Source organism: Pseudoalteromonas sp. MMG010, assembly GCF_018100905.1.
Taxonomy (GTDB): Bacteria; Pseudomonadota; Gammaproteobacteria; order Enterobacterales; family Alteromonadaceae; genus Pseudoalteromonas.
Map to the genome: position 1 here is coordinate 26,165 of NZ_JAGJEG010000019.1, position 25,936 is coordinate 52,100.

Sequence of the window (25,936 nt, forward strand, 5' to 3'; positions counted from 1 at the left end):
AAAAAAGGAGCCTGTTGGCTCCTTTTTTATTTTATCAACCGCACAAACTGCTTAAAACCTGAGTGTGCACAAGGTATACTTAGGGTAATTTTCACGCTACTTCTTAGATAGTAAAAAGCCAAATATGCAAAAATATGACATTAAAACCTTTCAAGGTTTGATCCTGGCTTTACAGGATTATTGGGCACAGCAAGGCTGTGTCATTATTCAACCACTCGATATGGAAGTGGGTGCAGGGACATTTCATCCGCAAACATTTTTAAAATCAATTGGTCCAGAGCCAATGTCGAGCGCGTATGTACAACCATGTCGTCGTCCTACCGATGGTCGATACGGTGAAAACCCAAACCGCCTACAACATTACTACCAATTTCAAGTTGTGTTAAAACCATCTCCAGAGAACATTCAAGAGCTTTACTTGGGATCTTTAGAAGCGATGGGGATAGATACACTTACTCATGAAGTACGCTTTGTTGAAGATAACTGGGAATCACCCACACTTGGCGCTTGGGGCTTAGGTTGGGAAATTTGGTTAAATGGTATGGAAGTAACACAGTTTACCTACTTTCAACAAGTTGGTGGCTTAGAGTGTTCTCCTGTTACAGGCGAAATTACCTATGGCCTAGAACGTTTAGCAATGTACATTCAAGGCGTAGATAGCATTTACGACCTAGTATGGGCAGATGGTCCGTTAGGGCGAGTAACGTATGGAGATGTTTTCCATCAAAATGAAGTAGAGCAGTCTACTTACAATTTTGAACATGCAAACGTAGATGATTTATTTGCACAGTTTGATAAATGTGAAGCAGAGAGCCAAAAGTTAATTGAAGCTAACTTACCACTACCTGCATACGAGCAAGTAATGAAAGCATCGCACGCCTTTAACTTATTAGATGCACGTCACGCAATTTCGGTTACAGAGCGTCAGCGTTATATTTTACGCGTTCGAGCGCTATCTAAAGCATGCGCACAAAGCTATTACGATGCACGTGAAGCGCTTGGTTTCCCGCTGTGTAAGGATAAGTAAAATGTCAGCACAAAATTTATTAGTAGAAATTGGCACAGAAGAGTTGCCACCAAAAGCACTGCGTAAATTAGCAGAATCTTTTGCTGCAAATTTAACTCAAGAGCTAGCTACACTCGAACTAGCGCACGAAGGTGTAAGTTGGTATGCATCGCCTCGTCGTTTAGGTTTACAAGTAAAAGCACTTGCAGCTAAACAACAAGATAAAGAAGTAGAAAAACGTGGACCCGCTACCAAAGCTGCATTTGATAGTGAAGGTAACCCAACTAAAGCCGCAATGGGTTGGGCACGTGGTTGTGGTATTGATGTGAGTGAAGCTGACACACTTGAAACAGATAAAGGTGCTTGGTTATTGCACATTGCTAAAGTAGCAGGGCAAGAAACCAAAGCACTTATGAGTGACGCGATTGCTAAATCATTAGCGAAGTTACCTATTCCAAAACCAATGCGTTGGGGGGCTAATAAAACACAATTTATTCGTCCTGTTCACACCGTAACTATTTTATTTGGTGATGCGCTACTGGAAGGTGAAATACTAGGTAAGCAAATAACTAATCAGTTGCAAGGTCATCGTTTTCATCACCCAGAAAAAATTAGCATCAACCATGCTGATGATATTTTTGATGTGCTTAAATCAGCTTACGTTATTGCTGATTACGAACAACGCAAAGCGCAAATTCGTGCACAAATAGAAGAGGCTGCTAGTGCAGTTAACGCTGTTGTTGCAATGGATGAAGATTTACTCGAAGAAGTAACATCATTAGTTGAGTGGCCAGTAACGTTAACGGCAACATTTGAAGAAGCATTTTTAGATGTACCAGCCGAAGCCCTTATTTACACCATGAAGGACGATCAAAAATATTTCCCGTTACTTGATCAAGATGGCAAGCTTTTAAACAAATTCTTATTTGTATCTAACATTGAAAGTAAAGACCCGAGTGTCGTTATTTCTGGTAACGAAAAAGTAGTGCGTCCACGTTTAGCCGATGCACAGTTTTTCTATGAAACAGATAAAAAGAAATCATTAGAGAGCAGACTCGATTCGCTTGATACCGTTTTATTCCAAAAGCAATTAGGTACACTTAAAGATAAGTCTGTACGTATTAGCGAATTAGCTGGTTATATAGCAGAGCAGCTTGGCGCAGATAAAGACCTTGCAAAACGTGCTGGCTTATTAAGTAAAACAGACTTAATGACAGAAATGGTCATGGAATTTACCGACGTACAAGGTGTAATGGGAATGCACTATGCTCGCCACGATGGTGAAGCAGAAGATGTCGCCTTAGCGCAAAACGAACAATACATGCCACGTTTTGCTGGTGACAATTTACCAACAAACTTAATCAGCTGTGCCGTCGCAATTGCAGATAAGTTTGATACGCTGGTAGGTATTTTTGGTATAGGCCAAGCACCAAAAGGTGATAAAGACCCATTTGCACTTCGTCGTGCTGCTATTGGCGCACTACGCATTATGGTAGAAAAAGAACTGCCGCTTGATATCTTAGACCTAGTAGCTAAAGCACAAACATTGTTTGGCGATAAGTTAACTAATCTCAATGTATCGACCGATGTATTTGATTTTATGCTTGGACGTTTCCGCACATGGTATCAAGATGAAGGGATTGAAGTAGACGTAATTCAAGCTGTGCTTGTACGTCGTCCAACTAAACCGGTTGATTTTGATCGTCGTGTTAAAGCCGTAAGTCATTTTCGTACTTTAGAGGCAGCAGAAGCGCTTGCCGCAGCGAATAAACGTGTAGGTAATATACTGGCTAAAAATAACATTACCAGCGAAGGTAATGTTGATGAGAGCCTATTAAGCGATGACGCAGAAAAAGTATTAGCATCACAAGTTGCAAAGTTTGCCACTGAGCTTGCTCCACTTTATGCAGACGGTAACTACCAAGAAGCATTAAGTCAATTAGCGGGTATTCGTCAAAGTGTTGATAACTTTTTTGACAACGTGATGGTTATGGCCGACGATGAAGCTGTTAAGCAAAATCGTCTTGCACTATTAAGCCAGTTAAGCGGATTGTTTTTAGGTATTGCAGATATTTCTGTTTTACAAAAATAATCAGACTTAACGATTTAAAAGCCAGCTTAATGCTGGCTTTTTAGTTTTTACATTAAAAAGGAGTACATATGAAACGTATTTTAACGCTAGCATTAATTGGTTTACTGAGCGCGTGTTCAAGCCAAGTCTCAATTGAAAATATTCTGCCAGAAAAGCAATTAGATCGTGATATGTATTTACGTGGTGACTTTAATTTAATGGATGCCGAACCACAATATAAATTTATACAAGTGGCACCTGCTATTTATCAGGCAGAAGTTAGGTTTTCGACTCCAGGAAAAGTGTACGAATTTAAAATAGCCGATGCTGATTTTAGTGAAGGTTACAACTGTGGTTATCGTAATACACAAACTACAGGCGAGTTAATACTAGGTAAGCCAATGCCAACCGATTGCTATGTAATTTATAATAATTTTAGCTTTAAGCCTGCAATGAAAGGGTACTTTATTGTCAGTATTGATTACAGTGATTATGACAAACCACAAGTGACAATAACAAAGAAATAACTGTAAGTTTTAAAGCTATCAGTTTTAACAGAGCGAGAGAATTTATAGGCTTATGACAAGGAGGTTGTGAGCTTAATAGCAAATAAAAAAAGTCATTTTAGTAGGTTGGGTTGAGTGAAGCGAAACCCAACACGCATTTTAAATCCCATCTATACTTTTATTCTATTTTAATCGTTTAGGCTAAATTTTCATGCGCTATAGGCGTATATTAGAAGCGGGTGCATGCTACTTTTTTACAGTAAATTTAGAAAATAGAACTCAATCATTGCTTGTTGAGCATATAGAGTTATTGCGTCGTGTATATTTAAAAGTGGTAAAAAGGCATCCAACTAAGACCATTGCGATAGTTATCATGCCCGATCATCTTCATGCTATTTGGCAGTTACCTAAACACGATAATAATTATGCAACACGTTGGCGGTTAATAAAATCTGGATTTTCTCGAGGGTTACCACCAATTGAATCCTGTAATATTAGTCGAATAGCCAAGGGTGAACGTGGAATTTGGCAGCGGCGTTATTGGGAGCATAAAATACGCAATGAGCAAGATTTAAATAATCATATAAATTACATTCACTATAACCCTGTGAAACATAAACATGTAAGTAAAGTGAGTGATTGGCCGTTCTCAAGTTTTCATAAATATGTGCGTGATGGAAGGTTAACGAAAGACTGGGGAGATAAAGTTACGATGATGACTAATTATGATGAATAAACACGCTGTCTGGTTTGTTGGGTTTCGTAAAACTCAACCCAACCTACACAGGTTTAAAGCCCTTTCTTTACCACATATCTATACGGCGCTTCATCGGTGTCTGTAGCCACCAGCGTGTGATCCATAAACGTACAAAAGCTCGGAATGTCGCGAGTGGTTGATGGGTCATCGGCCGTTATTAAAAGTGTTTCACCGTTATTCATTTTACGTATAGCAGCACGTACCATCATAACCGGTTCAGGGCAACGCAGGCCTATGGCATCTAATTGGTGATCGGGATTATCAAAGCTCATTTTTGGTTACCTATAAATTAGTCCGAACGGCATAAGGGTGGGAGTTTAACGTATTTAAACTTCTTGGTTAACTGTTTTACCGTACTCTAAACTTAAAAATTATATTTTAATAATTTTTACACCCGATCACATTATTAATTTTTACATTAGCGGTATAAAAAAAGGTGTATTAACTTTCGTTAGTACACCTTTTTGCTCACCAAAGTGGTTTACGTATTTAGAGTATTAGTCTTGAACACGTTCAAATACAGTCGCAATGCCTTGGCCTAAACCAATACACATTGTTGCTAACCCGTATTTTGCATTTTTGTCTTCCATTAAGTGAATAAGTGAGGTGCTAATACGCGAACCCGAACAACCCAATGGGTGACCCAGTGCGATTGCGCCGCCATTTAAATTCACTTTTTCGTCAACCACATCAGCTAACCCTAAATCTTTTAGGACAGGAAGTGATTGCGCTGCAAACGCTTCGTTAAGCTCAGCTACATCGATGTCATCAATTGTGATACCAGCTTGGGCAAGTGCTTTTTTACTTGCCGGTACTGGGCCGTATCCCATGATTGATGGATCGCAACCTGCAACCGCCATTGATTTAACACGTGCACGAATAGGTAGGCCAAGCGCTTTTGCTTTTTCTTCGCTCATTACTAACATGGCTGATGCACCGTCAGAAAGTGCTGAAGAAGTACCGGCTGTCACCGAGCCTGAAGCAGGGTTAAATACAGGGCGTAGCTGAGATAATCCTTCAACAGTTGTTTCTGGACGAATAACTTCATCATCTTCAACTAAAATTAAAGAACCATCTGCTGCATGGCCTTCCATTGCTAAAATTTCGCGGCGGAAACGTCCTTCAACTGTCGCAGCATGTGCACGTTGATGTGAGCGATAAGCAAATTCGTCTTGCTGTTGACGGCTAATACCGTGAATAGTCGCAAGGTATTCTGCTGTTAAGCCCATAGAGCCTGATGCTTGAGCTATTGATGTGGCTAAGCCTGGGTGAAAATCGTTACCGTGCGTCATCGGTACGTGGCCCATGTGTTCAACACCACCAATGAGGTAAGTATCGCCTGCGCCAGTCATAATGGCGCGTGCAGCGTCATGCAATGCTTGCATTGATGAGCCACATAAACGGTTAACTGTGGTTGCGGGTACCGAATGTGGGATACCGGCAAGTAGTGATGCGTTACGAGCCACATTAAAACCTTGTTCTAATGTTTGCTGTACACAGCCCCAATAAATATCGTCGATAGAAGCGGGGTCAACACTTGGGTTACGCTCTAATAAGCCTTTCATTAAATGAGCGCTTAAATCTTCCGCACGCTTATGCTTAAATACGCCGCCTTTAGAGCGACCCATTGGTGTGCGAATACAATCTACAATTACTGGATTATTCATGATATTAACCTTCCACCTTATAGAAAACACGACCTTCTTCGGCCCACTTGCGAGTTTGCTCTGATACTTGGTAAATCGCACCTAGGTGAGCATATTTGTCTGCGGCTGCAACAAAGTTAGCTAAACCTGTTTGATCTAAGTAACGGAACGCACCCCCTCTAAATGGAGGGAAACCAACGCCGTATACAAGGGCCATATCAGCTTCTTGTGGAGAAGCGACAATGCCTTCTTGTAAACAAAGAAGCACTTCGTTGATCATGGGGATCATACAACGGTCAATAATTTCTTGTTTATCAAATTCTTTTGGTGCGTCAGTGATTGGCGCTAATAGCTCAATGGCTGTCGCATCGGTTGATTTTTTAAGACGACCACGACGATCGGTCTCGTATTTGTAGAAACCTGCTTTGTTCTTTTGACCAAAACGTTTTTCGTTAGCAAATACAGTCACCGGATCTTTTTCTGCGCGTGCCATGCGCTCAGGGAAACCGTCAGCCATTACACCCGTACAGTGATAAGCTGTATCAATACCCACAACATCAAGTAGGTAAGCCGGACCCATTGGCCAGCCAAATACGTTTTCCATTACTTTATCTACTTTTGCAAAGTTAGCGCCTTCAACAACTAATTTGCTAAAGCCTGCAAAGTAAGGGAATAAAACACGGTTAACAAAAAAGCCAGGGCAGTCGTTTACAACAATAGGTGATTTACCTAATTTAAGAGCGTAATCAACCACAGCGTTAATTGTTTGTTCTGATGTTTTTTCGCCACGGATAATTTCTACTAATGGCATTTTTGGCACGGGGTTAAAGAAGTGCATACCACAGAAGTTTTCTGGCTTTTCTAGTGCTTGTGCAAGTAAGTCGATACAGATAGTCGATGTATTTGACGTAAGTACAGTGCCCTCAGGCATGTTCTTTTCAAGGTCAGCTAATACCGCTTGCTTAACTTTAGGGTTTTCTACTACGGCTTCAACAATAATGTTGGCATTTTGTAGGTCAGCATCGTTAAGCGTTGGTTTAATTTTGCTAAGCGTTGCCAGCATTTTTTCCATTGGCATATGGCCGCGTTTAACTTTTGCACCAAGTAGTTTAGACGCTTCGCCCATACCTAAATCTAGCGCATCCTGTTGGATGTCTTTCATTATGATTGGTGTGCCTTTATAAGCTGACTGGTATGCAATACCGCCGCCCATAATACCAGCGCCTAACACAGCAGCTTGTTTAATTTCTATATCGCTATGTTTGGCAAGTTTTCGTGCTTTGCCTTTAATAAACTGATCGTTTAAGAAAATACCCGTTTGAGCAGCCGCTTCGTTAGTGCGCGCAAGTTTAGCAAAATTAGCATTTTCGATTGCCATTGCTTCATCACGAGTACAGTTTGCAGCTGCTTTAATTGTACGTACAGCCATAACAGGTGCTGGGTAATGGCCTTTGGTTTTACCCATTACCATGCCTTCAGCCATTGCAAAACTCATACCTTGCTCAACAGGGTTTAGTTTTAGTGGCTGCAGTTTAACACTACGTTTTGCTTGCCAATCTAGTTTACCTGCAATGGCAAGTTCAAGCGTTGATATACTTGACTCTAAAAGTTTGTCGGCACTTACTACCGCGTCAACAGCTTGTACTTTTAAGGCATCGGCTGCGCGGTTTTCTTTACCTGAGGTAATCCATAGCATGGCGTTATCGGCGCCAATAATGCGTGGTAAGCGTACTGTGCCACCAAAACCAGGCATAATGCCAAGTTTAACTTCAGGCAAACCAATTTTTGCTTTTTCACTTGCTATACGATAATCGGTAGCAAGTACCCACTCACAACCACCGCCAAGTGCCATGCCATTTATAGCGCTTAGTGTTGGGAAAGGTAAATCTTCGATGGCATCAAAAACATCCGTTGCATTTTTGATCCAGCTTACTAATTCTGACTCAGGTTTAGTAAATGTAGGTAAAAATTCGAAGATATCGGCACCAATAATGAAGTGGTCTTTATCACTGGTAAAAATCATGCCTTTAATTGCGCTATTGGCAGCGAGCTCTTTTAATGCTGTTGCGCAATGAGTAAGAGTTTGCTGAGAAAGTGTGTTTACAGAGCCTGGAACACAAAACTTAAACTCAGCAATGTTGTCCTTGATGAAGCTGACTTCGAAGGAATCGCTTTTGTATAACATTATTAATTCTCCCTAGTTGACGAACTAAGACTGGTACGATGAGTTGTAATTTCAATCAGTGTGCTTGCTTTAAATAAAAAATGCAACGAAAAAATTTATTCAGTTATAAACTGCTGGTTAAAATATAGTTTGTTTGGTGCTAAGGTGGGTATGAATTTTTAAGCCTAATTGTTTTATTTTTATGTGAGTGTATAGGGGTTAAAAGTAACCCGTTGTTTATTTAATTAACTACGCCTAAAAGGACATCATGAAAAAATATTTATTGAGCGCGATGGCAGCCGCCTTTCTTCTTCCCTGTTTTACTGTTCAATCGAGCGCGAGTAACGATGATTTTGTAGCTGCCGAAAAAAAAGCAAGGTATGGCGACTATAACGATTTTAAAAACGCTTTAAAAAACCTTGAACATCCATTAAAGCCCTATGTTGAAAAAACCTATTGGCAGCATAACCCTAATTTAAAATATCAGGCTGAAATTGAAAACTATTTAGCAGTGTATGAGCACACTCCATTAGAGTGGCCTGTACGTAAAGCATGGTTAAATTATTTAAAAAAGAAAAATCGTAAAGCGGATTATATAAAAAATTTTAGAAGTACAACTAATGCTGCTTTAACGTGTACTCATTTATCATTTCAACTAGATATGGAGGCCCCCAAGCAAGCAATTTACAATCAAGTTACTAAGTTATGGGTGGTAGGAAAATCACAGCCTAAAGAATGCGATAGTTTATTTTCTAGCTGGCGAAAGCAAGGTTACTTAAGTGATGAGTTGGTTTGGCAACGTATAACGCTTGCTGCACAAGGTGGTAAGCAAAGCTTATTACCTTACTTAAAAACATTACTTCCTAAGAAAGAGCAGTACTTAGCTGATTTATATTTAAAAGTACGCCGCGATCCAAGTGCTTCAGCTGGTTTATATCGTTATAAGCAAAAAAGTGAAAAAGAAGCGCAAATCGCTTTATATGGTATTAAGCGTTTAATTTGGCGAGATAAGAGTTTAGCGTTAAGAGCCTGGAATAAGCTCGAAAAAATGTTTAATTACAATGAATCTGAAAAAGCGGATGTTTATTACACTTTTGCGCTGTCTCTTGCTTCTAGCGGTCATTCTCAAGCCAGTTTCTGGCTTAATAAAGTACCTAAAGATAAGCAAGATAAAAAACTGGTGCAATGGCAATTAGCGAATATGCTTAAAAAACAAGATTGGGAAGGTATTGCCGCTTTTTTCACGGGTAAAGAGAATTTAACTTTAGGACAGCAATATTGGCTCGCTTATAGCTATGCTAAACGAGGAGAACAGCAAAAGGCAGAGTCTATTTGGCAAAAAGTATCTGCTAATCGTGATTACTATGGGTTTTTAGCGGCGGCCAGATTAGGCAATCCGGTAGAGTTAAATAATCAAGACATTAACGTTGAACAAGATTTAATAAATAAAGTCAGTCATGCTCCGGGTTTTAAACGTGCTAAGGCTTTATATGAACTTGAGCGTTATAGTTCTGCACGACGAGAATGGAATTACTTAACAAATACATCAAGCGAAGAAGAGAAATTGGCAGCCTCATTACTTGCTGCTAAATTAGATTGGTTTGATAGCACAATATTTACGCTCGCTAAAATAAAAGCATGGGATTATGTTGATTTACGTTTTCCTTTAGCGTTTCAAGATACTTTTACCCGTTACTCTAAACGTAATAAAATTGACTTAGCATGGAGTATTGCAATTGCTAGACGAGAAAGTTCGTTTGCCCCTGATGCTCACTCTCATGCTAATGCACGTGGACTCATGCAGCTACTACCTAGCACCGCTAATTATGTTAATAAAAGCACTGTGGCCAGTAGCCGTTTATACCAGCCTAAAACCAACATTCGTTTAGGTACCAGTTATTTACAGTATTTAAGAAAGAAAAACCACGGTAACGAAGTACTGGCAACTGCGTCATATAATGCAGGGTATCATCGCGTTAAGCGTTGGCTACCAGAGGATGCAATACCCGCAGAGTTGTGGGTAGAGTTAATACCTTATAGAGAAACTCGTGACTATGTAAAAAATGTATTTGCTTACAGACAGGTTTATCATACTAAATTAGGGCGTGAGGGTAATATTTTAGCGCCTTTATTAGAAATGGAAATGGGTGGCTAAAGGTTATATATCTCCTTTATTGAAGCTTTTGGGGATAGATCAGGACTATGCTAAACTCGCAACTAAATTAATTTTAATAAATAGGGTCTACAATGGATAAATTAGCTGTTTTATACGCCGAACATATTGCAACACTGCAGCAGCGTACTCGCACTATTTGTGAGCGAGAAGGACTAGAAGGATTAGTTATCCACTCAGGTCAAGCTAAGCGTCAATTTTTAGATGATATGTATTACCCATTTAAAGTTAACCCTCATTTTAAGGCTTGGTTACCTGTGATTGATAACCCACATTGTTGGGTGGTTGTTAATGGGAGTGATAAGCCTAAACTCATATTTTATCGTCCGGTTGATTTTTGGCATAAAGTGCCCAACGAACCTCGTGATTTTTGGGCTGAGTATTTTGATATTGAATTACTTTTACAACCCGATAAAGTAGAAAAGCTATTACCTTACGATAAGGCTAATTATGCGTATATGGGAGAGTACTTAGAAGTTGCTCAAGCCCTTGGGTTTAGTAAAATAAACCCTGAGCCTGTACTTAATTACTTACACTATAATAGAGCTTATAAAACACAATATGAGCTTGAATGTTTACGTAATGCAAACCGCATAGCCGTTGATGGTCATAAAGCAGCACGTGATGCATTTTTTAATGGTGCAAGTGAATTTGATATTCAGCAAGCGTACTTAATGGCAACTCGTCAAAGTGAAAACGAAATGCCATATGGTAATATTGTGGCGTTAAACGAAAATTGTGCCATTTTGCATTACACACACTTTGAACCTAAAGCGCCATTACAGCATCATTCATTTTTAATTGATGCGGGTGCTAACTTTAATGGCTATGCAGCTGATATTACACGTACTTACGACTTTACTAAGCAAAGTGAATTTGCTGAACTAATTAAAGTAATGACGCAGCATCAAATAGAGTTAGGTAAAGGCTTAAAGCCAGGTATGTTATACGGTGATTTACATGTAGATTGCCATAATCGAGTTGCACAGGTACTCAGTGACTTTGGTATTGTTAAATTACCCAGTGCCGAAATTGTAGAACGCCAAATTACCTCTACATTTTTTCCTCATGGGTTAGGGCATCATTTAGGCTTGCAAGTGCATGATATGGGTGGATTTATGAGTGATGATCGCGGTACTCATCAGGCTGCACCAACAGGGCACCCATTTTTACGCTGCACACGCTTAATTGAGCCTAACCAAGTGTTTACTATCGAACCAGGACTATATTTTATTGATTCTTTACTCGCTGATTTAGCACAAACAGAAAATAAGCAATTTATTAACTGGGATAAAGTTGAATCATTAAAAGCGTTTGGTGGTATTCGTATCGAAGATAATATTATTGTGCACGAAGAATATTTAGAAAATATGACGCGTGATCTTGCTTTAGATTAGTATGTTGTTAATTAGCTACTTTATTGAACACCTTTAATCTATTAATAAAGTAATTGTTAACTTAAGTACGATAAGAGTAATAGGGGCCTTGGGCCCCATTTTTAATTAAGAAATGTGATGTCAGAATATAAGTACCCTGCCAGTAATGTGTTTTATCAAGAAGAAATAAAAAAAAGCACTTTTATTGTACACATAGCTCATACACCCGACTTAGACAGCGCTAAAGCGTTTATAAAAGAAATAGAAAATAAATACAGCGATGCGCGACACAATTGTTGGGCACATGTAGCGGGGAATCCTGGTGGAAGCCATGTGTATGGTTTTTCTGATGACGGCGAGCCAAATGGGACCGCTGGAAAACCGATGCTTAATGTATTGATGGGGTCGGGTCTTGGCGAAATTACAGCTGTTGTTACTCGTTACTTTGGTGGTATTAAGCTAGGTACTGGCGGGTTGGTGCGTGCTTATGGTGGGTCGTTAAATAATGCGATGGCACAACTTGAAACGTTAGTGAAAGTCCCAAGTGTTGAGTTAATAGGGTATAGCGAATACAGTATGCAAGGCCAAATAGAGCAATTGTTTAAATCGCAATATCAGGTATTACACATAGAAAAACAATTTACTGCTAATATACAATGGTTAATAACTATTGATAGTCGACAAGCGGCAAAAGCAATTCAGGCTATTTTTGACTTAACGCATGGCGCAGTTGAGTTAAGTATAAAAGAATAACAACCTTATAATTACTTATTATCATTTTAAATGTAGATAGGTATACAATTTACTGTAACTAATAATAAAAGCGATGAGCTGAATGCAATTTCGTACCATCATAAAAATTCTGGGCCAACTTGTGGCGCTGTTTAGTATTACCATGGTACCACCTGCGGTGGTGTCTTTAATTTATAAAGATGGTGGTGGTACCCCATTTGTATTGGCTTTTATATTTAGTGTTATGATTGGCTTAGCCGCTTATTATCCAAACCGACATGAAAATGGAGATTTAAAAGCGCGTGAAGGGTTTTTAATCGTTGTTTTATTTTGGCTTGTACTGGGCGCGTTTGCATCACTCCCTTTAATATTTTTACAAGAACCAAATCTATCGTTAGCAGATGCGGTATTTGAAGCCTTTTCGGGCTTAACAACCACCGGCGCGACGGTATTAACAGGGATAGAATATTTACCTAAGTCGGTTTTATTTTATCGTCAACAATTGCAATGGTTTGGTGGTATGGGGATCATTGTTTTAGCGGTTGCTATTTTACCTATGTTAGGTGTCGGTGGGATGCAGCTTTATCGAGCCGAGATTCCAGGTCCGGTAAAAGACTCTAAAATGACGCCGCGTATTGCCGATACCGCAAAACACCTTTGGTATATTTATGTATCGCTAACTTTAGCTTGTATGTTGGCTTACTGGGGCGCAGGAATGAACTGGTTTGATGCAATTTGTCATGCTTTTTCTACTGTAGCTATTGGTGGTTTTTCTACTTACGATGCATCTATGGGGCATTTTGATAGCCCTGTTATAAACTTTATTTGTGTATTTTTCTTAGTGATAGCCGCGATCAACTTTTCGTTACATTATGCTGCTGTAGCAAGTCGTAATATTCAGGTTTATATTCGAGACCCCGAATTTAAAGTGTTTTTGTTGATTCAGTTAGCGCTGGTGGTTATTTGCTTTGCTGTACTTTCGTCAAATGAAATTTACGCTAATGGCGATGAAACGCTTGATCAAGCTTTATTCCAAGCAGTATCTATGAGCACGACCGCAGGCTTTGCAACCGATAACTTTTCAGCGTGGCCACTGTTTTTGCCTATTTTATTAATATTTTCGAGCTTTATTGGTGGTTGTGCGGGTTCGACTGGCGGCGGTATGAAAGTCGTACGTGTATTTTTACTCTATTTACAGGGTATTAGAGAATTAAACCGGTTAGTGCATCCTCGTGCTATTTACTCTATAAAGCTAGGGCGTAAAGCACTTCCCGATAAAGTCGTTGAAGCGGTATGGGGATTCTTTTCGGCTTATGCTTTGGTGTTTATTATTATTATGCTTGCACTGATGGGGACTGGGCTAGATAACATTACAGCATTTTCTGCAACCGCGGCTTGCTTAAATAATTTAGGGCCAGGGCTTGGGGATGTTGCCGCCCATTATGGTGCTATTAGTGATGTTGCAAAGTGGTTTTTAACTATTGCGATGGTTTTTGGTCGATTAGAGATTTTTACATTATTAGTTTTATTCACACCTACTTTTTGGCGCGGATAAGTATATAAAAGAATTAACGACGCCTTATTGTTGTGTATAAATGGAAAATTAATGCCTCAAAGTAATATCGATAAGCTAGGTCAACTAGCCTGTGGTAGTGTGATTGACTTAGAGATAATGACACCGACTAATAGTAAACGAGTGAAAACTGAATTTGTTGGGTTTTTACAAGATAAGTTTATTATTCTTAATTACCCCAATGCTAAAAAAATGCCTGGTGCCAGTGATTATATTCACGATGGTGTAATGGTTGTTGTTAGGGGGTTAGTAGAAGGTCAGGGTGGACAAGTTATTGCCTTTAGACAGCAAATACTCGCTGTTACATCGCACCCAACTAAACTCATTTTTGTTGGTATGCCAAATAAAGTCGAAATTTTTTCTCTGCGTTCTCAAACACGAATCCCGACACTTTTTCCTGCAAACTTAAAATTGGCTGATGATCGTATAATCGAAGGTATTATTAAAGATATCTCCCTGACAGGGATTATGTTTGATACAAAAAGTAATATTAAATCTACTGATTTAAAAGATATGGCATGCAGTATTATTTTAGAAAAAACCAGTAAAGGTACACACACCTTTGTAGGTGAAATATGCAGTGCTAAAAAACATAAGCACGGCATATATTGCGGTATTAAATTATTGGCTAGTGAAACGCAAATGCAAGCATTTATGAAAGATCACTTTATAGATGTTTCAGTATTAAAATAGTCGATGCTAAAAGCACACTCTACTTATAAAAATATAGCGCTTACTTGGAATAGTTTTTCTACAACATTGATATGTTTTTTATCTATTAAAAACATAATCACGTGATCACCAGACATAATAACAGTGTCATCATGTGCAATAAGTACATCGTCGTTACGTACAATAGCGCCAATCGTTGTGCCTGCTGGCAGTTTAATATCTGCAATTGCACGGCCAACAACCTTTGATGTACTCTCATCGCCATGCGCTACGGCTTCAATGGCCTCTGCAGCCCCTTTACGTAAAGAGTATACATTAACAATATCGCCACGGCGTACATGCGTAAGCAAAGCCGAAATGGTGGCTTGTTGCGGAGATATAGCAATATCTATGTCTCCACCTTGGACTAAGTCAACGTAGGCTCCACGTTGTATAAGCACCATGGTTTTTTGTGCCCCCATGCGTTTTGCAAGCATGGCAGACATGATATTGGCTTCATCATCGTTAGTAACAGCAATAAATACATCGACTTGCTCTATGTGTTCTTCAGAAAGTAATTCTTGATCCGAAGCATCACCACAAAACACCACTGTGTTATCTAGCATTTCAGATAATTGTTCAGCACGCCCTTTACTGCGTTCTAATAGTTTTACGCTGTGATTTTTTTCTAGTGAACGCGCAAGGCCTGCACCAATATTACCGCCACCAGCAATCATAATTTTTTTGTATGAGCGCTCTAGCTTTTGTAACTCATTCATTACAGCACGAATATGCTTAGTTGCTGCTAAGAAAAAAACTTCATCATCGGCTTCGATAACGGTTGTGCCTAATGGTTTAATTGCTTTACCTTGGCGATAAATCGCAGCAACACGAGTTTCAACATTAGGAATATGTTCTTTGAGGGTTGAGAGAGCATAACCCACTAATAAGCCGCCGTAATAGGCCTTAACAGCAACCAATGACAACATACCATCGCCAAATTGCAATACTTGTAAAGCACCAGGGTAGTCAATTAAACGGCGTATATACTTAGTAACTAAAGCTTCTGGCGCAATATAGTGATCAACAGGCAAATCATCATTTTGGAATAACTTTTCGCGGTATTTTAAGTATTGCTCTGAGCGAATTCGCGCTATTTTAGTCGGTGTATTAAAAATACTGTACGCCACTTGGCAAGCAATCATATTCACTTCATCAGAGCTGGTAACAGCAATAATCATATCGGCATCTTCAGCACCTGCTCGACGTAATACATCGGGATGAGCACTGTGTCCGGCAACACCTTGTAAGTCGTACTTATCTTGTAGCTCACGTAACCGATTACCGTCGATATCGACAACCGTAATTTCGTTTTGTTCGCCAACAAGGTTTTCTGCGAGTGTGCCACCGACTTGACCGGCACCGAGTATGATTATTTTCATGGCTTATCTTATGGTTGTTTTTTTACAAGCTTTGCATAATAAAAACCATCGCTTTCACCTGGTAATAATTGTAATCCAGGGGTTTTGATAGTGTCGTTTTCGTGTAATGGGATATGCTCTACATCGTCATTACTTTCTAAGAATTTAACAACTTGCTGTTGGTTTTCTTGAGGTAATACCGAACACGTTGCATAAATTAATGTTCCGCCAGGCTTTAACAATGGCCAAATACTATCAAGAATATCACCTTGAAGTGTGGCTAAGTCGTTTATGTCTGATGCACGTCGTAGCCATTTTATATCTGGATGGCGACGGATAACCCCTGTTGCAGAACAAGGTACATCTAATAATATACGATCAAACTGAGTTTCATCCCACCATGTATGTGGTTGCGAAGCATCAGCACATTGTAAATCAGCACCAAGCCCTATACGGGTTAAATTTTGGCTTACACGTTCAAGACGCGTTGCATCACTATCAAGCGCGAGCACATCAGCATCGGCTAATTCTAAAATATGACATGTTTTACCACCCGGCGCTGCACACGCATCAAGTATGGTGTCACCGTCTTTAGGGTCTAAAAACCGTGCTGCTAATTGGGCCGCAGCATCTTGCACAGAGCATGCACCTGTATCAAATTCAGGTAATGAAAAAACATCCCTTGGCTTTGCCAGCTTAATACCATCTACAAATTGTGGATTAAGGCTATGCTCGATATCGTTGGCATTAAGCATATCGCTATACTCTTGTGTACTATATTGTGCTTGGTTTACACGTAACCACATGGGGGCTTGCTGTTGGTTTTCTGCTAATAACTGCTGCCAGCTATCAGGGTAAGCTTCGGTCACCTTTTTTATAAACCAGTTTGGATGGTTGTATAAACACACAGGAATTTGCTGTGCTTTTTCTTCAAGCTCGCTTTGTTGGCGTTGAAAACTACGTAAAATGGCATTAATTAAGCCTTTTAAACCTAACGCACGCATTTGGCCTAATGCATTCACTGTTTCAGAAATTGCGGCATGTGGTGGTACGCGCATGTGTTGTAGTTGGTAAATACCCACATACAATAAAAATTGAAATATACGTCGTTTACCCTTTAAAGGTTGCTCAACTAAATGCTGACAATAATTTTCTAAGCTTGGTAAATAGCGCAGTACGCCATAACAAATTTGCTGTAATAATGCTTTATCTTTTGGAGGTAAACCTTGGCTGGCAAATGGTAACTCTTGATTAAGGGATGCACCTTTATCAACAACGTTGTATAAAGTTTCAGCGGCAAGCGCTCTTACATTAGGTACTTTACTCATTTATTTCACCTAGTTGTGTGCCAGGGGTAACCCAGTCACTGCGACCATTCAAGAAGTCGTTAATTGCCATTGGTTTTTTACCCTGAGGTTGTAATTGAGTAATACACAAGGCTTGTTCGCCACACGCAACAATAACGCCGTGCTTATCGCTTGATAATATTTGCCCAGCAGTGCCGGTTAACTCTACAACATTCGCTTTATATATTTTTACCGTGTTTTCCCCCATTTGGGTAAAACAAACTGGCCAGGGGTTAAATGCTCGAATATTTCGTTCAATTTGCTGAGCGCTCATTGACCAATCAATATTCGCTTCTTCTTTAGATAGCTTTTTAGCATAATTGGCAAGCTCATCATTTTGTGGCTCTGGTGTGAGTTCGTTCTTGGCCAACTTGTTAATAGTGGTAATTAATGCATCTGGACCAAGCTCTGCTAATTTTGTGTATAAGCTGGCACTGGTCTCATCGGCACTAATATCACAGCGGCTAATATGTAACATATCGCCAGTATCAAGGCCTTCGTCCATTTGCATAATTGTTACACCAGTTTGGCTATCTCCAGCCCAAATTGCACGTTGAATGGGAGCTGCGCCACGCCAGCGTGGTAAAATAGAGCCGTGAACATTTAAACAACCTAAGCGGGGGGCTGACAAAATAGCTTTAGGTAAAATAAGTCCATAAGCAACCACTATCATAATGTCGGCATTTAAACTATTGAGTTCGGTTAATGCATCATCACTTTTTAGAGAAGGCGGCTGAAATACAGGTAGGTCATGCGCTAATGCAAGCTCTTTAACTTCGCTTGCTTTTAGCTTTTTACCTCGACCTGCTGGGCGATCTGGTTGGCTATATACACCGACAACTTGGTGTTCGCTATTTATTAAAGCCTGTAAATGACGTGCTGCAAAATCCGGCGTGCCGGCAAATATTATACGTAATGGTTGTGTCACAGAGTTTCCTAGTTATTTATTAAGGTGCTTATTGTTGCGCAGCAAATTTAGCTTCTTTTTCAAGCTTTTTACGAATGCGTTGGCGCTTCAATGGAGATAAATAATCTATAAATAGTTTACCTTGTAAGTGATCAAGCTCATGTTGAATACAGATGGCTAGTAATTCATCTGCATCAAGTACAAATTCAGCGCCTGAATCATTTAATGCGGCTACGGTAACCGTTTCAGCACGATCGACTTTTGCATAAGAGTTAGGTACCGATAAACAGCCTTCTTCACTAATGGTCGAACCATCTTTTTTGATAATTTGTGGATTAATCAATATTAAAGGTTGGTCGCGTTCTTCAGATACGTCAATCACTACAATGCGTTGGTGAATATTTACTTGAGTCGCCGCAAGACCAATACCATTTTCATCGTACATTGTTTCTAACATGTCTTTTACTATTTGACGAGTTTCATCATTTACTTCGCTGACTTCCTTAGCCACTGTACGTAAACGCTCATCCGGAAATCTTAAAACTTCTAACCTAGCCATAGTTACCTTTTACACATTTTGCTTAATTTAGGGTATTGTATGAACTTATTTTAGCCATTCGCGTTCACCTTTAACAGGTTTTGGTCAATAATAATGAAAAAACTATACAAGGAAGCTTTATGAAATCACCATTATATGCGCTTTTAATTGCACTTTTTGCTACTTTTTCAGTAACAGCTGATGTGCTTAAAATTAAAAAAGATGCACCAAAACAATATGTTGTAAAAAAAGGTGATACGCTTTGGGATATCTCCGCTATTTATTTAAGTGATCCTTGGTTATGGCCTGAGTTATGGCAGGCAAATCAACAAATTGCTAACCCAGATTTAATTTATCCAGGCGATGCGCTTCGATTAACCTATGACGCGCAGGGAAATCCGCGTTTGGTCATTAATAAAGCCTATAAAAAGCTCTCTCCACATGGACGCATTACATCTAAAAGTAAAAGTGCCATTACCACTTTGCCACTTGAGATGATTCGCTCATATTTAACATATGAACAAGCTGTAGATGCTGACGATGTTAAAAGTAAACCTTATGTTTTAGGCTCTAATTATAATTCGAAAACACAGACGCTTAACCATATCATTTATGTGAATGGAAATTTAAAACTCAACCAATCATATGGAATTTATCATTTAGATGGACCTTATGTTGATCCTAAAACAGGTGATGTGCTGGCCAATAGAGCTAGTTTTGCAGGAACTGCTCGCGCTTTTCGAAGTGGAGATGTTCAGAATGGTGTTCCGGCATCATTAAGGGTTGAAACAGTAAAAAGAGAAATAAACCAAGGTGACTTTTTATTGCCTATAATGGAAGGACAAATGTTACCGGCTTATTTTAAGATACACCGTCCAGATGCGCCTGTAGAAGGAAGTGTTATTGCTTCATCTCAACAAGTAAGAGAGCTCAGTACGATGGATGTTATAGTACTGAACTTGGGGGCGAAACAAAATATCGAAGTGGGTCATGTGTTAGATATCGAAAGACAATCTCCTAGCGTTATTGATAGCTCACGAGGACCAAGATACCCAGAGGATTCAAATCAATTAGAAAATTTAATTTCTGATGCAAGTGAGTTTTTTGGGGTAGAACCCGATGAGAACGCAACCGTGTGGAATATGCCAAAAGAAAAGGTCGGTGAGATGATTGTATTTAAGGTTTATAACAATGTGAGTTATGCATTGATCACTAAAAACCAGCACCCGATTCGCGTGGGAGATATTGCTGTAGTTCATTAAAGCGTGTAACCGGTGCTTAACAGGTTGCTGCATTGCAGCAGCCTAATAAGGAGAGCATCACATGGAACAAACATCGGTAAAATTAGAGCATTGGATAGCGTTATATTTATGCCAAGGAGTCGGCATTAAAACTTTATCAGTATTAGCCGAAAACCTATCATTAGATTCCCTTTTTAAACTATCTAAAACAGACCTCCTTGCTTTAGGGTTAAATACCAAACAAGCAACCCATTTAAAATGTACAGACTGGCAGCGAGTGAAACAAATAAAGCATACGCTTGATGAGCAATCAATTTGTGCGATAAGTTTTTTTGATAATGAATATCCGCAGCAATTAAAGCATATAGCAAGTGCCCCGTTACTACTATTTTGTAAAGGCGATATTCGTTTATTATCAACACCACAAATAGCGATTGTAGGTAGCAGAAATGCAACACCTATAGGACTTGAAATCGCTTCAGAATTTGCTTATCAACTTACGCTGTCTGGTATTACTGTAACCTCAGGTATGGCGCGAGGTATTGATGGGGCCGCGCATAAGGGAGCGTTAGCAGGGTCTAAAAAAACAATTGCGGTACTGGGGACGGGAGTTGATATTTTATACCCTAAGGCTCACCGACTATTAACAAAGCAAGTATTAGAAAGTGGTTTGTTGGTGAGTGAGTTTTTACCTGGTACAGCAGCGACAGCACATAATTTCCCTCGTCGAAACAGGATTATTTCAGGGCTCACTCTCGGTGTATTAATTGTAGAGGCTGAGATAAAAAGTGGATCGTTAATAACGGTGCGCTATGCACTTGAACAAAACAAAGATGTATTTGCCGTACCTGGATCAATTAAAAATCCGCTTTCGCAAGCCAGTCACTTTTTAATTAAGCAAGGGGCTAAGTTAGTCGAAAATGTTTCTGACATTCTAGATGAAGTGAGTTTATCATTCGACTATGACTTTGATAGTACTGAAGAGCCCATGCCAACAGAGGCGCAATGCAAAGTGCTTACTTGTATCGGTTTTGAGGTAAGCAGTGTTGACGATATTGTAAGGCGCAGTGGGTTGCCAGTTGAGGAGGTACTGTCGCGATTACTCGATTTAGAACTAACGGATAAAGTAGAGCGTGTACTCGATGGATATATTAGGTTGGGTTAAAGTAGGAATAGCTTAGCGTTATATAGCAAAAGCATAACAAAGAATAAATGTCGCCATTATGATGCTTAAATCGTTTAAAAAGACCACTGCAGCTTGTAACTTTAGTTGGTTTGGGTATATTAAGCGCAAATTTACTAGCTTCTAGGATCACTATGAGTAAAATCGACCAATCGCTTTTCTCGGCAACTAAACATGCTCTTGAAAAAGAATATGAAACGTGTCCACAATGTGGCTCTGAGTTAGTGATTCGAAATAGTAAATCAGGGCCTTTTTTAGGTTGTGCCAGTTACCCTAAGTGCGATTATATAAGGCCATTAGCGCATCACGATAGTAATGAAATTAAAGTGCTCGAAGACTCATCATGTCCTGAATGTAGTAAACCGCTGGTGGTTAAAAATGGTCGTTATGGTATGTTCATTGGTTGCACTGGTTACCCAGAATGCCACTATATTGCCAATGACGATGAATCTGCAGAACAAGAAAAAGAGAGTTTACCTGATTGCCCTAAATGTAAAAAAGGGCAGCTAGTATCGCGCAGTAATAAGTTTGGTAAAACGTTTTATTCATGTAATAGCTACCCTAGTTGTAAATACACCCTAAATAATAAGCCTGTTGCGCATACTTGCCCTAAATGCAGCTGGCCGATATTAATAGAGAAAAAAATGGCCAATGGGGTTGTGCTACAATGCCCACAAAAAGGCTGTATGCATAAATTATCAGCCACAGATTAACGAAAAAATTTCTGGAGAATATTTTGTCAGACTTGCCTAACACACCTTCGGCAATATCCAGCTTAGAACAAGGTGACGTGATTGTATATCCAACTGAAGCTGTATATGGCTTAGGATGCGACCCCGACAATCAAAGTGCAGTAGAAAAACTTTTAGCTATAAAACAGCGCCCAGTTGAAAAAGGGCTTATTTTAATTGCTGATAATTATGGGCAATTATTAAAGTATGTTGATGATGCTAAGCTGCCAATGGATAAACGAGCAGATATTTTCTCAAGTTGGCCAGCGCCGATCACTTGGGTTATGCCTGCAGCCGCAAGTACACCAAAATGGCTGACTGGTCAGTTTGATACGATTGCCGTACGTGTAACTAATCACCCAACCGTTAAGCGTTTATGTCAGCAATTTGGTAAACCTTTGGTATCGACAAGTGCAAATTTAACTGGGCAGCAAACGGTTCACAGTATTGAACAAGCTAAAACACAGTTTGCTCAGCAAGTAGGGTGTTACGTTGATGAACCTTTAGGTGGTAATTCACAACCTAGCACTATAAAAGACGCCATGACAGGCAAAGTATTTAGAGGTTAATTATGCAAAGCGAATTATTAGAGCAAGTAAAAGCTTATTTTATGGCTTTGCAAGACACTATTTGCCAAGGCCTAGAGCAAGCCGATGGTAAAGCAAAGTTTGTTGAAGACCGTTGGGAGCGAAGCGAAGGTGGGGGGGGGCGTACTCGTGTCACCACTAATGGCGATGTTATAGAACAAGGTGGAGTTAATTACTCACATGTATTTGGTGCGTCAATGCCTGGTTCTGCAACGGCGCATCGCCCAGAGCTTGCCGGCCGCAGTTTTCATGCATGTGGTGTATCATTAGTGATCCACCCAAAAAATCCCCATGTACCAACAAGCCATGCTAATGTGCGCTTTTTTATTGCCGAAAAAGAAGGTGAGAAGCCAATATGGTGGTTTGGTGGTGGGTTTGATTTGACTCCTTTTTACCCCGTTTTAGAAGATGTAAAGCATTGGCATCAGGTCGCTCATGATTTGTGTGCCCCGTTTGGCTCTGACATGTACCCTAAGTATAAAAAGTGGTGCGATGAATACTTTTACTTAAAGCATCGTGATGAGACTCGAGGGGTAGGAGGCTTATTTTTTGATGATTTAAATGAATTGGGCTTTGAGCAAAGCTTTGCATTTATGCAAGCTGTGGGAAATGGCTTTTTAGATGCGTACGTACCGATCATTGAACGCCGTAAAACTGATGAATATACAGCACGGCAGCGTGAGTTTCAGTTATATCGTCGTGGGCGTTATGTTGAATTTAATTTAGTGTGGGATAGAGGCACATTGTTTGGTTTGCAAAGTGGCGGGCGTACCGAGTCTATTTTAATGTCGATGCCACCTCTTGCGCGATGGGAGTATAATTACAATCCAGAACCAGATAGTGCAGAAGCTAATTTATATAAATATTATTTACGTCCACAAGAGTGGCTAGCAACCTCGTCGGATATATTCATTGATAGAGAGTAGAGAAAAAAGACGCGGTAGCGTCTTTTTTTATCAGTGTTGATTTATCATATGGCTGGCCAATTGTGTCAATGATTGCCTTAATCCTTCGCGCAGTAATGGGTTGTCTATTTCAATATCTAGGGTTTTGTTCATACAGTGCATCCATTGATCACGTAAGCTCTCATCTATTGGAAATGCCATATGGCGCTTTCTAAGCATCGGTTGTCCATGATTTTCTACAAATAACTCGGGTCCACCTAACCAGCCTGATAAAAATTCAAAAAACACTTGTCGAATTCTATCTAATGGCTGAGGATGCATATCATATAACGGTTTAGCGTATTCATCGGTTGCCATAATGTCGTAGAATCTATTAGCAATAGCGCGAGCACCAGCTTCACCACCAATTATCTCATACGGTGTTTTTTCTGGTGTAGGCACTTCGTTTTCTGGTTTTGGCTTCGTTTTTGTAAAAAGTTGTTTAATCATAATATTTATCATCAAGGCTCATAGAGCATAAAAGAGGTTGCTTTAGCATGGACAAATATGCGGTGTTTGGAAATCCAATACAACATTCAAAATCTCCCGCGATACATACACAGTTTGCTAAGTCACTAGGTGAGGAAATTGGCTACAAAGCCATATTAGCACCAATAGATGACTTTGAAAAAACAGTATCTGAATTTTTTAACAGTGGTGCCAAAGGTGCAAATGTCACTATGCCATTTAAAGAGCGGGCATTCGCTATGGCAGATGAACTGACTCCATTAGCAAAAATAGTCGGTGCTGTTAATACTTTAAAACAATTAGATGATGGTAAGCTGCTTGGCGACAACACCGATGGCGTGGGCTTTGTAAATGATTTACTTGCGAACAATGTACCAATAGCCGATAAGAAAATTCTTATTATTGGCGCTGGTGGAGCAGCTAGAGGGGTTGTACTGCCTTTGCTTGCACATCAACCTAGAGAAATAGTTATTGTTAACCGTACGAAAAGTAAAGCACAAGCATTGGCTGAGCTATTTACACAATATGGTAAAATAAGTGCTTTTGGGTTTGATGATTTACCCGTGAATGACTATTCAATTATAGTAAACTCAACATCAAGCAGTATGAACGGCGAATTACCTGCTTTAGCTGCAGCTCATTTAATGCAATGCGATGTCGCATATGACATGTTTTATTCATTAACTCATACGGTATTTTTAAAATGGGTAGCCACTCATAACGATAACACTACATTATTAGATGGAAGTGGCATGCTGGTAGGCCAAGCTGCACAAGCATATTATGTGTGGCGAGATAAAATGCCTGAAATACTGCCAGTTGTTGAGATGTTAAAGCAGGGTACATTACGATGAATCAAGCAATTCAATTTATAGACCGTCTTGAATACCATGCTCAACAACAGCACATTATATTTTATGCGCAAGTTAGTGGGATGTTGGTTGAGTGTGTTATTGCCAGCGAAGCTTTATCAATATCTAACAATCAGCAAGCTCATATGCACTTTGAGCACCACCGCTTTGATTATGAAGAGCTCGCTGAACAATTAATTATTGATGAAAGCTATAACTTAGAAGGAAAAATAGATATTAGTCCGATGATTTAATATCAGCTAAATATTCATTTTTAAGCGTTACATAATTTTCAGCAGATACTTTGAGAAATGCTCGTTCTTCAGATGTTAAAGGACGAGCTTGTTTTACTGGACTGCCAACATATAAAAAGCCAGACACTAAACACTTGTTTGGCGGAACTAAAGATCCTCCCCCAATAATGACATCATCTTCTACAATCACGTTATCCATTACAATAGCACCCATGCCTACTAAAATACGGTTACCTAGCTGGCAACCGTGCAACATTACTTTATGGCCAACGGTCACATCATCACCAATTAAAAGGGGATAGCCATCAGGATTGCCTTTAGTTGGGCGAGATAAGTGTAAAACACTACCATCTTGAATGTTCGAGCGCTCACCAATGCGGATAAAGTTAACATCTCCCCTTGCTGCCACTAACGGCCAGACACTACTATCTTTACCTAGCGTGATATCGCCAATTAAAACAGAAGACTCATCAATATAAACAGATGAAGCAAAAGACGGGGTAATACCTTTATAAGAGCGAATAGCCATAAGCTGTTCCTTTAAGTCATGAAATTAAGCGCAATGAAAACAAAATATGCCATAAGAAGATAATATATTCACGGCTTAATATCCTTAACAACCAAAACGAAAAAACTAATCACTATAAATTAACTGTTTTTGGTCATAAAACTATCTGTTTTGAGTGTTTTAGCTCAAATATTCTGCGAACAGTCATTTATTTCACGTTTTCTTTAAAAAAGGGTTGATCTGTTTTCGGATCTCCCTATAATGCGACCCCACTGAGACGGCAGAGCGCAACGCATAGCGAG

The 25,936-nt window shown here is 39.6% G+C and carries 25 protein-coding genes; 16 read left to right on the forward strand and 9 right to left on the reverse strand.

Annotated elements, in window-relative coordinates; translation table 11 throughout:
- The first annotated feature begins 124 nt into the window (after positions 1–124).
- The 4 genes from glyQ to J8L70_RS15215 all read left to right on the forward strand — a co-directional run bounded on the left by glyQ (position 125) and on the right by J8L70_RS15215 (position 4,319).
- On the forward strand, positions 125–1,027 hold the full coding sequence (gene glyQ / locus J8L70_RS15200) for a glycine--tRNA ligase subunit alpha (RefSeq protein ID WP_211056426.1): 903 nt from the start codon (positions 125–127) through the stop codon (positions 1,025–1,027).
- A gap of 1 nt (position 1,028) precedes the next feature.
- Positions 1,029–3,098, forward strand: a complete 2,070-nt coding sequence (gene glyS, locus J8L70_RS15205; protein ID WP_211056427.1) for a glycine--tRNA ligase subunit beta — start codon at positions 1,029–1,031, stop codon at positions 3,096–3,098.
- A gap of 68 nt (positions 3,099–3,166) precedes the next feature.
- Positions 3,167–3,604 (forward strand): hypothetical protein, encoded by a 438-nt coding sequence (locus tag J8L70_RS15210; RefSeq protein ID WP_211056428.1) that lies wholly within the window; start codon positions 3,167–3,169, stop codon positions 3,602–3,604.
- A gap of 190 nt (positions 3,605–3,794) precedes the next feature.
- Positions 3,795–4,319 carry a transposase gene (locus tag J8L70_RS15215; protein ID WP_211056429.1) on the forward strand — a complete coding sequence of 175 codons (525 nt, stop codon included), beginning with the start codon at positions 3,795–3,797 and terminating at the stop codon, positions 4,317–4,319.
- Positions 4,320–4,372: 53 nt separating this feature from the next.
- Here J8L70_RS15215 and tusA read toward each other — a convergent pair whose 3' ends face one another.
- The 3 genes from tusA to fadB all read right to left on the reverse strand — a co-directional run bounded on the left by tusA (position 4,373) and on the right by fadB (position 8,171).
- Positions 4,373–4,612: a sulfurtransferase TusA gene (gene tusA, locus J8L70_RS15220; RefSeq protein ID WP_211056430.1), complete on the reverse strand. Its 240-nt coding sequence runs from the start codon at positions 4,610–4,612 to the stop codon at positions 4,373–4,375.
- Positions 4,613–4,837: 225 nt separating this feature from the next.
- Complete coding sequence (gene fadA, locus J8L70_RS15225) at positions 4,838–6,007, reverse strand: acetyl-CoA C-acyltransferase FadA (protein ID WP_211056431.1); 1,170 nt, start codon at positions 6,005–6,007, stop codon at positions 4,838–4,840.
- Positions 6,008–6,011: 4 nt separating this feature from the next.
- Entirely contained in the window at positions 6,012–8,171 is a 2,160-nt protein-coding gene (fadB, locus tag J8L70_RS15230; protein ID WP_211056432.1) for a fatty acid oxidation complex subunit alpha FadB, read from the reverse strand.
- A gap of 247 nt (positions 8,172–8,418) precedes the next feature.
- Between fadB and J8L70_RS15235 the strand changes: the two genes are divergently transcribed.
- The 5 genes from J8L70_RS15235 to J8L70_RS15255 all read left to right on the forward strand — a co-directional run bounded on the left by J8L70_RS15235 (position 8,419) and on the right by J8L70_RS15255 (position 14,697).
- Positions 8,419–10,305, forward strand: coding sequence for a transglycosylase SLT domain-containing protein (locus J8L70_RS15235; RefSeq protein WP_211056433.1), 1,887 nt, complete (start codon positions 8,419–8,421; stop codon positions 10,303–10,305).
- 92 nt (positions 10,306–10,397) lie between these two features.
- On the forward strand, positions 10,398–11,720 hold the full coding sequence (gene pepQ / locus J8L70_RS15240) for a Xaa-Pro dipeptidase (protein WP_211056434.1): 1,323 nt from the start codon (positions 10,398–10,400) through the stop codon (positions 11,718–11,720).
- 117 nt (positions 11,721–11,837) lie between these two features.
- Complete coding sequence (locus J8L70_RS15245; RefSeq protein ID WP_211056435.1) at positions 11,838–12,452, forward strand: YigZ family protein; 615 nt, start codon at positions 11,838–11,840, stop codon at positions 12,450–12,452.
- An 82-nt stretch (positions 12,453–12,534) separates the two neighbouring features.
- A complete protein-coding gene (locus tag J8L70_RS15250) occupies positions 12,535–13,986 on the forward strand; it encodes a TrkH family potassium uptake protein (RefSeq protein ID WP_211056436.1) in 1,452 nt (483 codons plus the stop codon).
- A 51-nt stretch (positions 13,987–14,037) separates the two neighbouring features.
- On the forward strand, positions 14,038–14,697 hold the full coding sequence (locus J8L70_RS15255; RefSeq protein WP_211056437.1) for a flagellar brake protein: 660 nt from the start codon (positions 14,038–14,040) through the stop codon (positions 14,695–14,697).
- A 23-nt stretch (positions 14,698–14,720) separates the two neighbouring features.
- On the opposite strand, the gene trkA is transcribed toward J8L70_RS15255, so the two are convergent.
- Genes trkA through def form a run of 4 tightly spaced genes read right to left on the reverse strand, consistent with a single transcriptional unit; the run spans position 14,721 to position 18,888 of the window.
- Positions 14,721–16,097: a Trk system potassium transporter TrkA gene (trkA, locus tag J8L70_RS15260; protein ID WP_211056438.1), complete on the reverse strand. Its 1,377-nt coding sequence runs from the start codon at positions 16,095–16,097 to the stop codon at positions 14,721–14,723.
- A gap of 8 nt (positions 16,098–16,105) precedes the next feature.
- Complete coding sequence (gene rsmB, locus J8L70_RS15265) at positions 16,106–17,404, reverse strand: 16S rRNA (cytosine(967)-C(5))-methyltransferase RsmB (protein WP_211056439.1); 1,299 nt, start codon at positions 17,402–17,404, stop codon at positions 16,106–16,108.
- On the reverse strand, positions 17,397–18,350 hold the full coding sequence (gene fmt, locus J8L70_RS15270; protein ID WP_211056440.1) for a methionyl-tRNA formyltransferase: 954 nt from the start codon (positions 18,348–18,350) through the stop codon (positions 17,397–17,399). Before fmt ends, rsmB begins: the two co-directional genes overlap by 8 nt.
- A 28-nt stretch (positions 18,351–18,378) precedes the next feature.
- Complete coding sequence (gene def / locus J8L70_RS15275; RefSeq protein WP_211056441.1) at positions 18,379–18,888, reverse strand: peptide deformylase; 510 nt, start codon at positions 18,886–18,888, stop codon at positions 18,379–18,381.
- Between the two features lie 119 nt (positions 18,889–19,007).
- Here def and J8L70_RS15280 point away from each other — a divergent pair, with 119 nt between their 5' ends.
- The 5 genes from J8L70_RS15280 (at position 19,008) to hemF (ending at position 23,535) form a co-directional block, all read left to right on the forward strand.
- Complete coding sequence (locus tag J8L70_RS15280; protein WP_211056442.1) at positions 19,008–20,129, forward strand: LysM domain-containing protein; 1,122 nt, start codon at positions 19,008–19,010, stop codon at positions 20,127–20,129.
- A gap of 61 nt (positions 20,130–20,190) precedes the next feature.
- Complete coding sequence (gene dprA, locus J8L70_RS15285; RefSeq protein ID WP_211056443.1) at positions 20,191–21,273, forward strand: DNA-processing protein DprA; 1,083 nt, start codon at positions 20,191–20,193, stop codon at positions 21,271–21,273.
- A gap of 152 nt (positions 21,274–21,425) precedes the next feature.
- Positions 21,426–22,004: a topoisomerase DNA-binding C4 zinc finger domain-containing protein gene (locus J8L70_RS15290; RefSeq protein ID WP_211056444.1), complete on the forward strand. Its 579-nt coding sequence runs from the start codon at positions 21,426–21,428 to the stop codon at positions 22,002–22,004.
- 23 nt (positions 22,005–22,027) lie between these two features.
- Positions 22,028–22,591 carry an L-threonylcarbamoyladenylate synthase gene (locus tag J8L70_RS15295; RefSeq protein ID WP_211056445.1) on the forward strand — a complete coding sequence of 188 codons (564 nt, stop codon included), beginning with the start codon at positions 22,028–22,030 and terminating at the stop codon, positions 22,589–22,591.
- Positions 22,592–22,593: 2 nt separating this feature from the next.
- Complete coding sequence (gene hemF / locus J8L70_RS15300; RefSeq protein WP_211056446.1) at positions 22,594–23,535, forward strand: oxygen-dependent coproporphyrinogen oxidase; 942 nt, start codon at positions 22,594–22,596, stop codon at positions 23,533–23,535.
- A 30-nt stretch (positions 23,536–23,565) separates the two neighbouring features.
- Here the strand turns inward: hemF and J8L70_RS15305 are convergent, their stop codons facing one another.
- Positions 23,566–24,003: a group II truncated hemoglobin gene (locus J8L70_RS15305; protein WP_211056447.1), complete on the reverse strand. Its 438-nt coding sequence runs from the start codon at positions 24,001–24,003 to the stop codon at positions 23,566–23,568.
- Between the two features lie 47 nt (positions 24,004–24,050).
- Here J8L70_RS15305 and aroE point away from each other — a divergent pair, with 47 nt between their 5' ends.
- Together aroE and J8L70_RS15315 are read left to right on the forward strand one after the other, a co-directional pair.
- Positions 24,051–24,875 carry a shikimate dehydrogenase gene (aroE, locus tag J8L70_RS15310; protein WP_211056448.1) on the forward strand — a complete coding sequence of 275 codons (825 nt, stop codon included), beginning with the start codon at positions 24,051–24,053 and terminating at the stop codon, positions 24,873–24,875.
- The gene (locus J8L70_RS15315; protein WP_211056449.1) at positions 24,872–25,126 is read left to right on the forward strand and encodes a DUF1488 domain-containing protein; all 255 of its coding nucleotides are present in this window, start codon (positions 24,872–24,874) and stop codon (positions 25,124–25,126) included. The genes aroE and J8L70_RS15315 overlap by 4 nt, the downstream gene beginning before the upstream one ends.
- On the opposite strand, the gene J8L70_RS15320 is transcribed toward J8L70_RS15315, so the two are convergent.
- A complete protein-coding gene (locus J8L70_RS15320) occupies positions 25,110–25,655 on the reverse strand; it encodes a gamma carbonic anhydrase family protein (protein WP_211056450.1) in 546 nt (181 codons plus the stop codon). The genes J8L70_RS15315 and J8L70_RS15320 overlap by 17 nt on opposite strands.
- Positions 25,656–25,936 lie beyond the last annotated feature (281 nt).

Bases quoted from the DNA above. Each gene is read 5' to 3' on its own strand.
- glyQ (WP_211056426.1), top strand. From the start codon at position 125: ATGCAAAAATATGACATTAAAACCTTTCAAGGTTTGATCCTGGCTTTA.
- glyS (WP_211056427.1), top strand. From the start codon at position 1,029: ATGTCAGCACAAAATTTATTAGTAGAAATTGGCACAGAAGAGTTGCCA.
- J8L70_RS15210 (WP_211056428.1), top strand. From the start codon at position 3,167: ATGAAACGTATTTTAACGCTAGCATTAATTGGTTTACTGAGCGCGTGT.
- J8L70_RS15215 (WP_211056429.1), top strand. From the start codon at position 3,795: ATGCGCTATAGGCGTATATTAGAAGCGGGTGCATGCTACTTTTTTACA.
- tusA (WP_211056430.1), bottom strand. From the start codon at position 4,612: ATGAGCTTTGATAATCCCGATCACCAATTAGATGCCATAGGCCTGCGT.
- fadA (WP_211056431.1), bottom strand. From the start codon at position 6,007: ATGAATAATCCAGTAATTGTAGATTGTATTCGCACACCAATGGGTCGC.
- fadB (WP_211056432.1), bottom strand. From the start codon at position 8,171: ATGTTATACAAAAGCGATTCCTTCGAAGTCAGCTTCATCAAGGACAAC.
- J8L70_RS15235 (WP_211056433.1), top strand. From the start codon at position 8,419: ATGAAAAAATATTTATTGAGCGCGATGGCAGCCGCCTTTCTTCTTCCC.
- pepQ (WP_211056434.1), top strand. From the start codon at position 10,398: ATGGATAAATTAGCTGTTTTATACGCCGAACATATTGCAACACTGCAG.
- J8L70_RS15245 (WP_211056435.1), top strand. From the start codon at position 11,838: ATGTCAGAATATAAGTACCCTGCCAGTAATGTGTTTTATCAAGAAGAA.
- J8L70_RS15250 (WP_211056436.1), top strand. From the start codon at position 12,535: ATGCAATTTCGTACCATCATAAAAATTCTGGGCCAACTTGTGGCGCTG.
- J8L70_RS15255 (WP_211056437.1), top strand. From the start codon at position 14,038: ATGCCTCAAAGTAATATCGATAAGCTAGGTCAACTAGCCTGTGGTAGT.
- trkA (WP_211056438.1), bottom strand. From the start codon at position 16,097: ATGAAAATAATCATACTCGGTGCCGGTCAAGTCGGTGGCACACTCGCA.
- rsmB (WP_211056439.1), bottom strand. From the start codon at position 17,404: ATGAGTAAAGTACCTAATGTAAGAGCGCTTGCCGCTGAAACTTTATAC.
- def (WP_211056441.1), bottom strand. From the start codon at position 18,888: ATGGCTAGGTTAGAAGTTTTAAGATTTCCGGATGAGCGTTTACGTACA.
- J8L70_RS15280 (WP_211056442.1), top strand. From the start codon at position 19,008: ATGAAATCACCATTATATGCGCTTTTAATTGCACTTTTTGCTACTTTT.
- dprA (WP_211056443.1), top strand. From the start codon at position 20,191: ATGGAACAAACATCGGTAAAATTAGAGCATTGGATAGCGTTATATTTA.
- J8L70_RS15290 (WP_211056444.1), top strand. From the start codon at position 21,426: ATGAGTAAAATCGACCAATCGCTTTTCTCGGCAACTAAACATGCTCTT.
- hemF (WP_211056446.1), top strand. From the start codon at position 22,594: ATGCAAAGCGAATTATTAGAGCAAGTAAAAGCTTATTTTATGGCTTTG.
- J8L70_RS15305 (WP_211056447.1), bottom strand. From the start codon at position 24,003: ATGATTAAACAACTTTTTACAAAAACGAAGCCAAAACCAGAAAACGAA.
- aroE (WP_211056448.1), top strand. From the start codon at position 24,051: ATGGACAAATATGCGGTGTTTGGAAATCCAATACAACATTCAAAATCT.
- J8L70_RS15315 (WP_211056449.1), top strand. From the start codon at position 24,872: ATGAATCAAGCAATTCAATTTATAGACCGTCTTGAATACCATGCTCAA.
- J8L70_RS15320 (WP_211056450.1), bottom strand. From the start codon at position 25,655: ATGGCTATTCGCTCTTATAAAGGTATTACCCCGTCTTTTGCTTCATCT.